The organism is Pseudomonas sp. GW704-F2, assembly GCF_059423025.1.
On the sequence record NZ_JBWKXO010000048.1, the window covers coordinates 25,118 to 39,877 of the forward strand.

10 protein-coding genes and 2 riboswitches are annotated in these 14,760 nt (G+C 62.2%); of the genes, 4 read left to right on the forward strand and 6 right to left on the reverse strand.

The window, feature by feature from the left end:
* From AC07W0_RS27060 to cobW, 6 genes are all read right to left on the reverse strand, one after another.
* Positions 1 to 2,904, reverse strand: a complete 2,904-nt coding sequence (locus AC07W0_RS27060) for a hypothetical protein (RefSeq protein ID WP_146013209.1) — start codon at positions 2,902 to 2,904, stop codon at positions 1 to 3.
* A gap of 29 nt (positions 2,905 to 2,933) precedes the next feature.
* Entirely contained in the window at positions 2,934 to 5,315 is a 2,382-nt protein-coding gene (locus tag AC07W0_RS27065) for a type VI secretion system Vgr family protein (RefSeq protein WP_207245628.1), read from the reverse strand.
* Between the two features lie 110 nt (positions 5,316 to 5,425).
* Positions 5,426 to 6,028: a vWA domain-containing protein gene (locus AC07W0_RS27070; RefSeq protein WP_102618975.1), complete on the reverse strand. Its 603-nt coding sequence runs from the start codon at positions 6,026 to 6,028 to the stop codon at positions 5,426 to 5,428.
* 53 nt (positions 6,029 to 6,081) lie between these two features.
* On the reverse strand, positions 6,082 to 7,083 hold the full coding sequence (locus AC07W0_RS27075) for a magnesium chelatase ATPase subunit I (RefSeq protein WP_102618974.1): 1,002 nt from the start codon (positions 7,081 to 7,083) through the stop codon (positions 6,082 to 6,084).
* Positions 7,083 to 10,844 (reverse strand): cobaltochelatase subunit CobN, encoded by a 3,762-nt coding sequence (gene cobN / locus AC07W0_RS27080; protein WP_102618973.1) that lies wholly within the window; start codon positions 10,842 to 10,844, stop codon positions 7,083 to 7,085. Before cobN ends, AC07W0_RS27075 begins: the two co-directional genes overlap by 1 nt.
* Before the next feature lie 3 nt (positions 10,845 to 10,847).
* A complete protein-coding gene (gene cobW / locus AC07W0_RS27085) occupies positions 10,848 to 11,909 on the reverse strand; it encodes a cobalamin biosynthesis protein CobW (protein WP_102618972.1) in 1,062 nt (353 codons plus the stop codon).
* A 92-nt stretch (positions 11,910 to 12,001) separates the two neighbouring features.
* A riboswitch (cobalamin riboswitch) is annotated at positions 12,002 to 12,201 on the reverse strand.
* A gap of 41 nt (positions 12,202 to 12,242) precedes the next feature.
* Positions 12,243 to 12,452: riboswitch (cobalamin riboswitch) on the forward strand.
* 97 nt (positions 12,453 to 12,549) lie between these two features.
* Between cobW and AC07W0_RS27090 the strand changes: the two genes are divergently transcribed.
* The 4 genes from AC07W0_RS27090 (at position 12,550) to cobM (ending at position 14,660) form a co-directional block, all read left to right on the forward strand.
* The gene (locus tag AC07W0_RS27090) at positions 12,550 to 12,738 is read left to right on the forward strand and encodes a CbtB domain-containing protein (protein WP_079444076.1); all 189 of its coding nucleotides are present in this window, start codon (positions 12,550 to 12,552) and stop codon (positions 12,736 to 12,738) included.
* An 11-nt stretch (positions 12,739 to 12,749) separates the two neighbouring features.
* The gene (locus AC07W0_RS27095) at positions 12,750 to 13,454 is read left to right on the forward strand and encodes a CbtA family protein (protein WP_079444077.1); all 705 of its coding nucleotides are present in this window, start codon (positions 12,750 to 12,752) and stop codon (positions 13,452 to 13,454) included.
* Positions 13,451 to 13,843 carry a cobalamin biosynthesis protein gene (locus tag AC07W0_RS27100; protein WP_017846599.1) on the forward strand — a complete coding sequence of 131 codons (393 nt, stop codon included), beginning with the start codon at positions 13,451 to 13,453 and terminating at the stop codon, positions 13,841 to 13,843. Before AC07W0_RS27095 ends, AC07W0_RS27100 begins: the two co-directional genes overlap by 4 nt.
* A gap of 70 nt (positions 13,844 to 13,913) precedes the next feature.
* Positions 13,914 to 14,660, forward strand: a complete 747-nt coding sequence (gene cobM / locus AC07W0_RS27105; RefSeq protein WP_102618971.1) for a precorrin-4 C(11)-methyltransferase — start codon at positions 13,914 to 13,916, stop codon at positions 14,658 to 14,660.
* The last annotated feature ends 100 nt before the right edge of the window (positions 14,661 to 14,760 follow it).

The following is a 14,760-nucleotide window of genomic DNA, read 5'->3' on the forward strand; positions in this document are numbered from 1 at the left end:
TTATAATAACCCACGAAGGTGACTGTAGCGTTCACTCGGAGAGTTCATATTGCGAGCTGGCCCATAAATCATTATCAATTCTTCCTCGTACTGCAGGCGACTATCTCCCCACTGGTATGGATCTAAACTCAATCCAGGGTGGCGACTGCGCAATACGTCAATTGCGCTCTTGAGGCTACGTGACACATTAGCGGGCGCATTCACATCGTGATCAAGAACCAGAGCACGTCCGAGCCTCGACTGGAAGAAGTCACTTGCAGGATTAGCGTAACCGAGAGGTGACTTCGAGAGAGCCACTCTCATACGGGCAATAAAATCAACCACCTGTTTTTTCTGAAACTCTTCATGAAGCATTGCACTCGCAATCGAAGCCAGAGCTTCTGACTTTTTGGGAAATCCAGAATCAGTTTGACCAAATCCTTTTTTTATGAATTCATACAGCGCACTCCCGGTTATCTCTTCATTCTCCGTCTCTCCTGACGAGTAATATATTCTTGCTCCATTGGACTCTTGCCTGATGGACCAACCGCACTTAGCAAAAATTTCGCTAAATAAAACTCGGTTTTCCAATTTAAACTCATTGATCTGCTTGGGTAATTCACCATAACCTTCAGGAGTTACAGTTTTCTGCATGGCTCCGGCACTAAATGTTTGCCAGTCCCAGGCTTGAACTGCGTCCATGGCCCCTTCATTCGAAGACATGGCAATCACAATAGCCTTTTCATCACTTGTTGCTTTTCCCTTACTGATCAGATCGTCCCAACCTGAAAACCTGTTTAACTTCTTAGTCCCATGATATACAGGGCCATAATATGTCATGTCAGGGTACCCTCTCCTCTTCCTAACCCATCTATATCTCGAAAATTTAATATCTAAACAACAACCACAAGCGCACTCATCTCTCGTCAGAAATTGTCCTACCAACCCCACGGGATGCAAGTGATAAACCCGCCCATGCACCGGCAATCCCACTCCCGGCGCCACCTCATTCCACCAACTTATCTGCTTGATCCGCTCTTTCTCCGCCAACCAGTTCAGCAGAGGGGTGGAGCCGCTATGGCCCAGTACTGCGTCCAGCGCGTCCCACTTATGGGGTTCGTGGCGCCATTCGCTTTCGTAGAAAATGATCAGTTGCGACAGCGATTGCGCGTGCGCCGGTAGGCCAATCGCTGCCTGCAACTCTTCAGCCGTCATTTTTCCATCACGGTCACGATCAATGATGTCGTACAGGCGCTTCTTCATCGGCCCTTTATCCGACATGTCGGCCCAGGGGCCGTGGCGTTCGAGTTGCTCTTCATTAAAACGGTTGGCCGCGCGGAAAAAAGAAGCCAGGGTTTGCCGAGGGGAGTCGTAGTTGAAGACGATGTCGTAGCCGTCCCACGACCATGGACTGACCCACGGAGTAACGCCCACTTCTTCGCGCACCCAGCCATCGAGTAACACGCCGTCCACGTCGTGCAGCAGTCCATCGAGGCGGTACCAGTTGCAGGCCTTTCGATCTGCCGTTGCGGCGATCATGATTTTTTTATCGGTCTGTAGGCCATCGAGCTGACTTTTAGGCACCAGTAGATCAGCATCACTGGGCGTGCTGGCTGCACTGAGCGTGGGTGGTTGTGTGACGCTGAAACGCTCCTGATGCGCCACTACGGCAGTGCCCTTGGAGAGTTTCAGCCAGGACTTGCTTGCCTCAGGTAGTCGTTGTGCCCAGGCACGACTTGCTTCGATGAACGGTTCCATGTGATCGGCACTGAACACTTCCAGATGCAATTTCTTTTCCGGGTGCTCAGCCCCGCCGTCTTGATACTCGCCAATGTGACCGATCAAGTCGCCAGCCTTGATCGCTATCGGTTGATCGAGAACCTCGATGCGCTCGGCTATCGGTTCGCGAACACCGTCCAGGGAATTGAAGTGAACGTACTGATTTACACGCTCCAACTTACGGAACGTGCCTTCACCGCTGACGGCTACTTCCGTGTCATGGGGCAGTTCCATAAGGATGGCGCTGCTGGTGTTCGCTTCGGCGCGGACACGAAGTGACGGATTTGCTTTGACGCGGTACTCATCGCCGGCGATGGGGAGCAGATAGTCAATCGAAAGGTAACCGAGCAGTGGGCCATCGGCGCTTTTCAGTACGTCAGGTCCATTGGTGTTTTCCAGCTTTCGGAATTCACCGTCACCGCTTACGGTCACCTCCGCCCCCGGTAACAACAGAGCAAGCGCTTTACTCCGCTGCGCCTGGTTGTAAACCTTCAAACCCTGCTGCTCAGGATGGCCTGGGATTAAGTCCCGCACCGTTGCCTTGACTCTGCGAGTCTGCCCTTCGGGCCAAAACGCGGGACGCGCAATGCCAGGGTCGTTCTGGTAAACCGCCCAATCCTGCAAGTGCATGTACAGGCTATAAAAAATCAGGCTCGGCGGTGCGTCTGGGCTCCCCTCAATCTTTGGAGCTTCGAGGCGATGACGTACCAGCACAAAGTTGCGTGAAAAGGGCTTTTTTACGCTCAGTTCATTGACGAAGTACGCGGTGGTCGGCGAGTGCTCGTCGATGCGATACGCCACCACCTCGCCGTCGGCCAGGCAATGCACGCTGGATTGATCCAGAGTGCCGGCTGTGCCGCTGTCGAAATGCACCCCGCCGTGCCAAAGACCATTGCGTCCCAACGGGTAGTAACCGGCTACCGCCTTGGCCATTTGGGTTAATTGCAGCAACGGGCTGGTCTTGTACTTGAAGGGATGGCTCCAGTTTCTCACTGGAACCGGTGTGTCGTTACTGGTTTGCGCAAGCGGTTGAGACGGCGAAGGTGATGTCTGCCGTGTTGGCCAAAGCGGAGGGTCTGCCACATAAATCGGCTCTTCCCGGATGGGGCTGAAGAGATCAAATACTCGAGAAAACAAGTTGGCCATGGTGTGATTCACTCCTGGTAGCAAAGGGATCAGCCAGAGAAATCCGTAGGCCCCTGGGCCTTGGATTTGTGCTCAGTCAATTGAGGAGGCTGTGGCATATCCAGGGTTTGTCGGGCTGGCCCCTGAAGGTCGAAGTACGCCGACTTTATGAAGTAGTCCCCCTGAGTCCCGGACTCGATGCGACTTTGATCAATGGCGATGTAGCTGCCACCGGCATTCAAGATGATTTTCTTTTTCGCCGTGATATGGATCTCGTCCTCGGTACTGGTGATGTCCAACCCATGACGCGCGATCAACTCGAGCTTGTCGTTCTGCGCCTGGATACTCACCGCCCCCTGATTAGCGATCAGCTTGATCCCCAGCTTGCGCACAAACAGACTCATCCCTTGCCCCACACCGATGAACAGCCGCTTGACCACGCTGATATCCGTCTCAGCCCCGGAGTTGATCATCAGATTTTTTTGCGCCGCCAATTGCAGATGCTGGCCGCTGGTCACGGCCACGCCATCGGGCGCGCTGAGCACCAGCACGGACGACTTGAGTTGTTCCAGGTCTTGCTTGAGCAACTTCAACTGCGCCTGTACATCGGCCGGGTCTGCATGGGCTGCCTGGGCGTCTACCGACAACCCGTCCAACTGTTCGCCCGCCTGCTGTAACCGGCCCAGCGCGGCGCTCATTTCAAGCATCTGACCCTGAGCTTTGGGCTGCGCGTCAGCACTGATGAAGATGCCGCTGCCCGCACGGATGGCGGCATGGCCATCGGTACGCAATTCGGCTCCCTGACCACGTGGTTGTCGCTGACCATCCACCAAATGCCCAAGATTCAGCTGGCTCTTACCACTGTGCTCAGTACTCAGCTTGACGTGCTCCCGCCCCCGCGTGTCATCCATCCGCAGCTTGTTGTTCGCCGGGGTACGCAGCACGTTGCGTTTGTAGTTACGCAAGGTCACATGATCGACATGCTGGCTATCGTGCAACGCGTGCGCGATGTAGGGCCGGTCCGGGTCGCCCTGCTCGAACGCAATCGCCACTTCGGTCCCTGCGATCAACGGCAGGTGCAGGCCGTGGGTATCTCCGGCGTAGGGTCGGGCCAGGCGTAGCCATAGGCTTTCTTCGCCGGGTTTCCAGGTGTCGCGGTCGAACAGGAAGTTGACCTTGTAGCGCCCTTCGAGGTCGATGTGGCCGTAGGGGTCGTTGGCCTGTGGGCTGGTGACGCGGGCCGGGACGGTGCCGGCGATTTGGGGTTTGGGCTGCAGTGCGGGGCGAAAGCACACGGTGTCTGAATAGGGTATGGCCTGGAAGGTGGCGACCAAGCTGCTGTCGCGAGCGGCGGTGGTGGTCAGGCCGGTGATCACCGCGCCCGGTGTGAAGGCTTCGGGCGCGCCGCCGGTGATGTGCAGCACCTGCCCCGGCGCTAACGTGGCGCTGCTGGTGATGCCGCTGAGTTGGGTCTGGGCGTTGAGGTAATGCTCGTGGCGCAGGCGTGCGTAGAAGTAGCCGCTTTCACTGAGCAGGTCTTCGTCCTGATCCAGTCGGTCGCCGAGGGTCGTGTAGGGCTCGGCGTAGTGGTAGGCCTCGCCGTAGGTGCCGCTGGCGCCGCGGCTCTGGTCGATCTCGCCGCTCAGGTGGGCGCCGGCGTCGCGGGGGTGGTAGGTGCGGATATGCACCTGTTGTTCGACCACCCGGTGGTTCGATTGCAGGTGCCACACCGCGTCCTGCCCGCTGCTGCCCAACCCGGATTGCGGGCGATACGGCAGCGCGATGTCGAACTGGTAGAGGCGCTGATCGTCGCAGAACTCGACCACATCGATACCCAGGCGTTCGTCGCTGGTGAAGCGGTACCAGATGCCGACGTCGGCGAGCAGGCGGTCGATGAAGGCCAGGTCGCTTTCGCCGTATTGCATGACCTGCTCGCGCCTGGGGTAGTCGCGTTTCAGGCTGAACAGAAAGTCCTGGCCTTCAAAATCGTGGCGGCTGCGCAGGATGCTTTCGACGATCTGCGGCACGGATTGATGCTGGTAGATGCGAAATTGTCTGCCTTGGCCGAGCAGGGCCAGGCGCGGCTGCAGAGTGATTTCATAACGGGCCTGGTCGTTCGAGCCGCACTGGCGCTTGAAGCCGGTGACCACGCCGTGCAGGCTGCGCAGCGGTTTGATTGCGGGCGCGATGAAGCCTGAGGCCGGTGGTTTTTGCAGGGCGGCGTGCAGGCTGAAACGGGCGTCCTGGCCAAGCAGGGTTTCGGCGGCGAGGTCACGTTCGGTGCTGGTGAACTCCACGCGATAGGTGAAGGGCTGGCTCAGGTGTTCGTGGCCTTCAAAGGCCAACACGTCGAGACGGGCTTCGATGTTGCGCACACTCAGGGTGTGCCGGCTGTGGTCGAAAAGAACCCTCGGCAGTACGCTGGAAGTCATTCCCTTTACTCCTGGACGCGAAAGCCCAGAGAGTAAAGATTTGTTATCGGTGATTAATGTCGGAAGATTCGACTTTACAAGAGCGACACTTCCCGATCTGGTTTTAGAGCCTAAAAACTATCGATATGTCGATAATCCAAGCACAGGCGCTGAGCCAGTTCTCGCGCCCTCCCCAACCGAATCGGCCCGCGCTCGATATCGACCAATAACCCCGGGCACTCCAGCGATGGCAACGCGGCAATCTCCTTGAGTCGCCCGTCGGTCACCACCAGCAACCGCTGCTGTTCGGCGGGGTAGCGCGTTCTGCGTGCCGCCAGCCATTGCGTCGCCTCGCCCAGCGCGGCCAACAGTGGCGTACCGCCACCCGCGCCGAGCTGATCCAGCCAGCCAGCCAGGCTTTTCGCGGCTTTCAGGCCCTGCACCTGCCACTTCGGCGACTGCCCGCTCGCCGTCAGCAATGCCATGCGCGCCCGCTGGCGGTAGGCGTCATCCAACAGTTGCGCCAATAACCCTTTGGCATCGGTCAATGCACGATGCCGCCGCGTCGACGCCGACGCGTCGACAATCACCAACCATAACTCCTGGGCCGAGCGGCTGCGCAGGTGGAAACGCAGGTCCTCACGAGACTGCGGCCGCCCGCCGAGCAAGGTGCCCGGCCAATTGATAGAGCCCTGCTGCGCGTCGCGCGACTTGCCGTGCCTGCCTTTATCCAGTCGCCCCGCCTTGGGCCGGGCATCCGCCCCCGCGTCAGGTCGGGGGCAGATGCCTAAGGCTTTTTTGGCCAGGCGGGCACGTCTCGGCGAGCGCCCGTGGGCAAGGCCGGTGCGGGCATATCGCCCCACTGGCCTTGGCCGGGTGAAGTGTCGGACGCTTGAGGCGCCTGGCCCTCATGGTTGGGCGGGCTGGGCGGCGGGGACTGCGCCTGGCGACGATGGCGCAAGGCAAACTCGGCCACGGCTTCGATATCTTCCTCGGCGATGGCGGTCGCGCCGCGCCAGGCTGCATGCGCTCTTGCGCCACGCAACCAGACAAGGTCGGCGCGCAAACCATCCACGCCCGCGGCAAAGCAGCGTTGGGTGATCTGTGCCAGCGCCTCGTCATCCAATGCAATGGCCTCGAGACAGGCCCGCGCCCGGGTGCAACGCTCGCGCAGGGCGGCCTGCGGTTCGGCCCACAGCGCGCAGAAGGCCACGGGGTCGCTGTCGAAGTCGAGGCGCCGGCGGATGATCTGCCCACGCTCGGCCGGCACGGTTTGCCCGCTCAAGGCCACATTGAAGCCGAAGCGGTCGAGCAACTGCGGACGCAACTCACCCTCCTCCGGGTTCATCGTGCCGATCAGCACAAAGCGCGCCGCATGCCGGTGGGAGATGCCGTCGCGCTCGATCAGGTTGGTGCCGCTGGCGGCCACGTCCAGCAACAGGTCCACCAAATGATCGGACAGTAAGTTGACCTCGTCGACATACAACACCCCACCATCCGCCTTGGCCAGCACGCCGGGTGAGAACTGCGCGCGGCCTTCGCCCAATGCCGCATCCAGGTCCAGGGTGCCGACCAGGCGCTCTTCGGTGGCGCCCAACGGCAAGGTGACGAATTGACCGCTGGCCAACAGGTCCGCCAAGCCACGTGCCAGGGTGGACTTGGCCATGCCGCGCGGGCCTTCGATCAGCACGCCGCCGATCTTCGGGTCGATGGCGGTCAGGCACAGCGCGAGTTTCAGGTCATCGGCACCGACCACGGCCGACAGCGGGAAATGGGGAATATCAGTCATCAGCTGTCTTCTTCTATATCCAGCAACAGGTTTTCCAACGCCTCGCGATACGCCCCCGGCGCTTGCCACATGCCACGCTGCTGGGCTTCGAGCAGGCGCTCGGTCATGTCCCGCAGGGCATCAGGGTTGTGCTGTAGCACAAAGGCGCGGGTGTCGGGGTCGAGTAGGTAGGCGTCGGCGAGCAAGGCGTATTGGTGATCGTCGATCAGCGCGGTGGTGGCGTCGAAGGCGAACAGATTGTCCACGGTTGCCGCCATCTCGAACGCACCTTTATAGCCATGACGCTTCACGCCTTCGATCCACTTGGGGTTGGCGGCGCGGGCACGGATCACCCGGTTCAGCTCTTCCTTCAAGGTGCGGATCTTCGGCACGTCCGGCTGGCTGTGGTCGCCATGGTAGCTGGCAGCCTTGTCGCCGCTCAGGGTTTCCACGGCGGCGAGCATGCCGCCCTGGAATTGGTAGTAATCGTTGGAATCGAGCAGGTCGTGCTCGCGATTGTCCTGGTTTTGCAGCACCGCCTGCACCTGGCTCAGGCGTTGGGCGAATTGCCCGCGGGCGGCGGTGCCCTCGTCGGCGCCACCATAGGCGTAGCCACCCCAATTCAGGTAGACCTCGGCCAAGTCCTCGCGGCTTTGCCACAAGCGACCGTCGATCGCGCCCTGCACGCCAGCGCCATAGGCACCGGGCTTGGCCCCGAAAATACGCCAGCCCGCCTGTTTCGCCGCCGCGGCCTCGTCCAGGCCGGACTCAAGCAACGCCTGGCGCTCGCAACGGACCTTGGCGGCCAGCGGGTTCATATCGTCAGGCTCGTCCAGCGCCGCCACCGCTTGTACCGCCGCATCGAACAGGCGGATCAGGTTGGCGAAGGCATCCCGGAAGAACCCCGACACGCGCAAAGTCACGTCGACACGCGGGCGGTCCAGCAGGCTGATCGGCAGGATTTCGAAGTCGTCCACCCGCTGGCTGCCCGTGACCCACACCGGGCGTACCCCCATCAGGGCCATGGCCTGGGCGATATCGTCGCCGCCGGTACGCATGGTCGCGGTGCCCCACACCGACAGGCCGAGCTGGCGCAGGTGGTCGCCGTGGTCTTGCAGGTGCCGCTCGAGAATCAGGTTGGCCGACTGGAAACCGATGCGCCAGGCAGTGGTGGTTGGCAGGTTGCGCACGTCGACGCTGAAAAAATTGCGCCCGGTGGGCAGCACATCCAGACGCCCCCGGCTCGGCGCGCCGCTTGGGCCCGCCGGCACGAAGCGGCCGCCCAGGGCATCGAGCAGGCCGCGCATTTCCGCCGGGCCGCACCCATCCAGGCGTGGCGCCACGACACTGCGCAGGCTTTCGATGACGGATTTGACGTCCTCCCAACCGGGCTCTTCCAGCTGTTCCAGCGGCCCCGCCAGCGCCTGTTCGATCAACCGTGCAGCGTACAGCTCCAGGCGCTCGCGGGTATCACCGGCGGTGCGCCACCGCTGTGGATCGATGGTTTGCAACACCTCCGGGCAGCGTCCGGTCCAGGGTTCGGCGAGGGCGCAGTCCAGCGGGTCGAAACCCAGCTCGAAGGCCTTGGCCAATACCCGTAACAGGCTCGATTGCGCGCCTCGGCCGTCGCCACGCGGGATACGCAGCAACGCGAGCAAGGTGTCGATACGCAAGCGGCCCTGGGGCGACTCGCCGAAGATATGCAAGCCGTCGCGGATCTGCGATTCCTTCAGGTCACACAGGTAGGTATCCAGGCGCGGCAGCCAGATCGCCGCGTCGGCCTCGCTGTCCAGCTCAAGCTCCTGGTCGATACGGGTTTCGCGCACCAGCTTGAGGATGTCCTTTTGCAGCTCGCGGGCGCGGCGCGGGTCGAGCAATTGCGCTTCGTAGTATTCGTCCGCCAACAGCTCCAGGTCGCGCAGCGGCCCGTAGGTTTCGGCACGGGTCAGCGGCGGCATCAAGTGATCGATGATCACCGCCTGGGTGCGCCGCTTGGCCTGGGCGCCCTCGCCCGGGTCGTTGACGATAAACGGGTAGATATTCGGCAGCGGCCCGAGCAGCGCGTCGGGCCAGCAATTTTCCGACAGCCCTACGCCCTTGCCCGGCAGCCATTCCAGGTTGCCGTGCTTGCCGACGTGGATCACGCCGTGAGCGCCGTAGGTGTGGCGCAACCAGAAATAGAACGCCAGGTAAGCGTGAGGCGGCACCAGGTCCGGGTCGTGGTACACCGCGCTGGCGTCCAACTGATAACCGCGGGCCGGCTGGATGCCGATAAACGTCAAGCCCAGGCGCAGGCCGGCGATCATCAGGCGGCCGTCGCGGCACATCGGGTCGTTGTGCGGCGCGCCCCAGCGTTCCAGCACCGCCTGGCGGTTGGCTTCGGGCAGGCGCTTGAACATCGCCTCGTAGTCGTCCAGGCCCAGGCTTTGGTGGCACGGGCGCAGGTCGAGGTTGTCCAGGTCGTTGGTGACGCCACCGAGCAGTTCGTGGATCAGCGCGGTGCCGCTTTCCGGCAGGATTTCGGGCAGCGGATAACCCTCGGCCTGCAAGGCCCGCAGGATATTCAGCGCCGCCGCCGGCGTGTCCAGGCCGACGCCGTTGCCGATGCGGCCGTCGCGCGTCGGGTAGTTGGCCAGGATCAGGGCGATGCGCTTGTCGGCATTCGGCACCCGCGCCAGTTCGACCCAACGGCGCGCCAGTTCAGCGACAAAGTCCATGCGCTCCGGCGCTGCGCGGTAGCACACCACGTCCGACTGGCTACGCTCACTGCGCCAGGCCAGGTCCTTGAAGCTGATCGGTCGGCTGATGATGCGCCCGTCCAGTTCCGGCAAAGCGATGTGCATCGCCAGGTCGCGCGGGCCGAGGCCTTGTTCGCTGGCCTGCCAGGCGGGTTGGTTGTCCTGGGCGCAAATTGCCTGGATCACCGGGATATTGCGGCGAAACGGGCGCAAATGCGGTGCTTCGGGGCTGGACTGGGCAAAGCCGGTGGTGTTGAGAATCACCGCCGCCCCGACCTCATCCAGCCAGTCCTCGACCACCGTCAGGCAGCCGGGCTCCTTCAGACTGGCCACTGCCATCGGCAACGGATTCAGGCCCGCCGCCTGCAGACGCTGGCAGAACACATCGATAAAACCGGTATTGGCCGCTTGCAGATGGGAGCGGTAGAACAGCACCGCCGCCACCGGGCACTCAGGATTCCAATCCAACTGCCAGTCGTTGAGGCACGCATTGGCTTTACGCGGGTGATAAATCGCGCTGCGCGCCAGGGTTTGCGGCTCGGCCCAGGCATAGTCGCGGCCCAGGTAGGCGCTGGCCAGGCAGCGATAAAAATCCAGCGCATTACCCAGGCCGCCCTGGCGCAGGAACTGCCACAGGCGGTCACGCGCTGCGGCATCCACGGTGCTGAGGCCGCTGAGTTCCGGGTCGGGGCGGTCATCCCCCGGCACCAGGATCAGCGTGACCCCGCGCTCGGCCAACGCCACCAGGCGCTCGACGCCGTAACGCCAATAGCCGATGCCGCCGTGCAGGGAAATCAGGATGACCTTGGCGTGGCGCAGCACTTCATCGACGTACAGGTCCACCGATGCATGGTTCTGCACCTGCATCGGGTTGACCAGGCGCAGGCTCGGGTAATCCTCGGGCAACTGCTGGGCCGCTTCGGCCAGCAGCGCCAGGCTGGAGTCGCCGCTGCACAGGATCACCAGCTCGGCGGGGGTTTGCCCAAGGTCGGCAATGTTGTCGTCCGCGACGAAACCGCCGGGCTGGGTCCTGAGCAGGTGCATGGGTTAAACGCTGAGGGCGGCGCGCAATTGCGCTTCGAGGCCCGCCGCGTCGAGGTCCTGGCCGATCAGCACCAGGCGCGTGATGCGCGCTTCGTCGGCGCTCCAGGCGCGGTCGAAGTGTTTGTCGAAGCGCGTGCCCACGCCCTGGATCAGCAGGCGCATCGGCTTGTTCGGGATCGCCGCGAAGCCTTTGACGCGCAGGATGCCGTGCTGCACCACCAATTGGATCAGGGCGTCGAGCAGCAGGGCTTCGTCGGACTGGGGCAAGTCGATGGAAATGGAGTCGAACGCATCGTGATCATGATCGTCTTCACCTTCGTGATGATGATCGTGATGGCTGTGGCGGCCGTCGATGTGCTCTTCGGAGCCGGCGCCCAGGCCGATCAGCACGTCCAGCGGCACCCGACCGCTGCTGGCTTCGATGATCTTCACCGCCGGCGGCAACTCTTCGGCGACTTCCAGGCGCACGCGGGCCAGGTCGTCGGGGCTGATCAGGTCGCACTTGTTGAGGATCACCAGGTCGGCGCTGGCCAGTTGGTCGGCGAACAGTTCATGCAGCGGTGATTCGTGGTCCAGGTTCGGGTCGAGTTTGCGCTGGGCGTCGACCTGATCCGGGAAGGCGGCGAAGGTACCGGCCGCCACGGCGGGGCTGTCGACCACGGTGATCACCGCATCGACCGTGCAGGCGTTGCGGATTTCCGGCCACTGGAACGCCTGGACCAAGGGTTTTGGCAGGGCCAGGCCGGAGGTTTCGATGAGGATATGGTCAAGGTCACCGCGACGGGCAACCAGTTCGCGCATCACCGGGAAGAACTCTTCCTGTACGGTGCAGCACAGGCAGCCGTTGGCCAGTTCATACACGCGGCCGTTGGCTTCTTCCTCGGTGCAACCGATGGAGCACTGCTTGAGGATTTCACCGTCGATGCCCAGCTCGCCGAACTCGTTGACGATCACCGCGATGCGACGGCCCTGGGCGTTATCGAGCATATGGCGCAGCAAGGTGGTTTTGCCCGAGCCGAGAAAGCCGGTAACGATGGTGACGGGGAGTTTGGCCAGTGTTTTCATCGGATGCCCTTGGGGGCGGGCATACGGGACGATAGGCCCTGCGCGACGCGCAGCAGCAGATTTCGTCACCGGATCACCCCGCCCGGTTGAATTGAAAAATCGGTTGCGAGGCAGGTCTCCTGGCTTGGGGCTTGCGGGTCTTGCGACCGGCGCTGGCTGCGCCTTCCCGCCTTGATGGCAGTGGCGTGGCAGTCAGATAAACCCTTCACAGTTGCGGGGGCAGCCGCGGCTTGAACCGCGTTCCCTTCTTAGCTTCGGCCTGGGCCGAAGAACCTCGAGGGTGCAAGGCTACAGGGGCTCAGTCAATTTGACTACCGTCGCCCTGCATGCTTTCCTACACACCTTGTTTCGGGTGCCCTTCACAGGGTGAAACGGGAAACCGGTGCGTCATAGCGATATGACCAGTCCGGTGCTGCCCCCGCAACGGTAAGCGAGCGAAGCGTCACAGCCACTGTGCTTTGTGCATGGGAAGGCGATGCTTTCAGGACTCAGTTCAAGAGCCCCCTCGCAAGCCCGGAGACCGGCCCGAAAAAAATCATCTAACAAACCCGCGGTGGGCGGGCGCTGTTTGAACCCTGCGTGCCTGGCTCGCGGGTTTTGCATGCGCTCGTGTCACCCTGAACCCCTGAAGGGACGCGCCATGTCGATCATCAGCAGCACCTCGTCTAGCACCAGCAGCACCGCCACCCTGAGCCAACGCCTGGGCGCCGCCATCGGCGCTTCGATCCTCGGCGCGTGCCTGGTGTATTTCGCCGGGTTCTCGCATATCGAAGCGGTACACAACGCCGCCCACGATACCCGCCACAGCGCCGCGTTCCCGTGCCATTGAGACCTGCCGACATGATCAAGCGTATTGCGCAAACCGCAGGTTTCAGTGGGCTGCTGGCCGCCCTGTTGTTGACCTTGCTGCAAAGTTTCTGGGTCGCCCCGCTAATCATGCAGGCGGAAACCTTTGAAAAAGCCCCGGCCGCGACGCAAGTGGTACACGAGCACGCCGCCGGCACCGCTGCACACGCCCATGACGCCGAAGCCTGGGAGCCGGAAGACGGCTGGCAGCGCGTGCTGTCGACCACTGGCGGCAATCTGGTGGTGGCGGTCGGTTTCGCCTTGATGCTCGCCGGGCTCTACACCCTGCGCGCACCGACTCGCACGGCTCAAGGCCTGCTGTGGGGCCTGGCCGGTTACGCAACCTTCGTGCTGGCGCCAACCCTGGGCCTGCCGCCGGAATTGCCGGGCACTGCCGCTGCCGACCTGGCACAACGGCAGATCTGGTGGATCGGCACGGCGGCCTCAACCGCGGCCGGTATCGCGCTGCTGGTATTCGGTGGCAACTGGCTGCTCAAGGCGCTGGGCGCGGCGATCCTCGTGGTGCCTCATGTGATTGGCGCTCCGCAACCTGAAGTGCATTCGATGCTGGCCCCTGAGGCCCTGGAAGCACAGTTCAAGATCGCCTCGCAACTGACCAACATCGCGTTCTGGTTGGCGTTGGGGCTGATCAGCGCCTGGTTGTTTCGCCGCAACCGCGACGATCGATACACCGCATGACCCTCGTGGTCGGCCTGGGCTGCCAGCGCGGCTGCGAGTTTCAAGCCCTGCTGGACCTGCTGGACGCCGCCCTCGCCGAGGGCGGTATCGAGCGCCATCGCATCACCGCCCTGGCCAGCCTTGATCGCAAGCAGGATGAACCGGGCTTGCTGGCCCTGGCCCAATGGCTGAACCTGCCGCTGCACTGCTTCAGCGCGGCGCACCTGGCGATGTATGACGACCGCCTGAGCCACAGGTCTGCCGTCGCCTTTGCCCATACCGGTTGTTACGGCATCGCCGAAAGCGCCGCCCTGGCCCTGGCCGAACAACTCGGCGGCGCCCCTGCGCGCCTGTTGGTCCCGCGCAAAAAATCCGCCCGGGCCACCTTGGCATTGGCCTGCGTCGACTGAAACCGCGATAATCGCCGCTTCCGATCATGAGCGTTCCTCATGCTCGCGCGTTTTTTCACAGGATTTCTCCATGACCGTCTACTTCATCGGCGCCGGCCCCGGCGACCCGGAATTGATCACCGTCAAAGGCCAGCGGCTGATCCGCAGTTGCCCGGTGATCATCTATGCAGGGTCGCTGGTGCCGGCGGCGGTACTGGAGGGGCATCAGGCCGAACAGGTGGTCAACAGCGCCGAACTGCACCTGGAACAGATCATCGAGCTGATCAAGGCCGCCGATGCCAAGGGCCAGGATGTGGCGCGGGTCCACTCCGGCGATCCAAGCCTGTACGGCGCAATTGGCGAACAGATCCGCCTGTTGCGCGAGCTGGGCATTGCGTTCCAGATCATTCCCGGCGTCACCGCCGTGGCCGCCTGCGCGGCGCTGCTGGAGACTGAACTGACCCTGCCGGACATCGCCCAGAGCGTGATTCTCACCCGCTACGCCGATAAAACCCGCATGCCCGCCGGTGAAGACTTCGACAGCCTGGCCCGTCACGGCACGACCATGGCGATTCATCTGGGGGTCAATCACCTGGAGAAGATCGTCGCCGAACTGCTGCCGCACTATGGCGCGGATTGCCCGATTGCCGTGGTACACCGCGCGACCTGGCCGGATCAGGATTGGGCTGTCGGCACCTTGGCGGACATTGCCGACAAAGTCGCGGCCAAAGGCTTCAGGCGCACGGCGCTGATTGTGGTGGGTCGGGTGCTGGCCAGTGACAGTTTCAGCGCGTCGTCGCTGTATCGGGCCGGGCATGTACACCTGTACCGCCCCTAATCAAAAACATCAAAAAACAAACATAAAACACTGATTTAACTAAACAAACACAAAGTAAAATGTGGGAGGGAGCTTGCTCCCGATAGCGGTGTATCTGTTG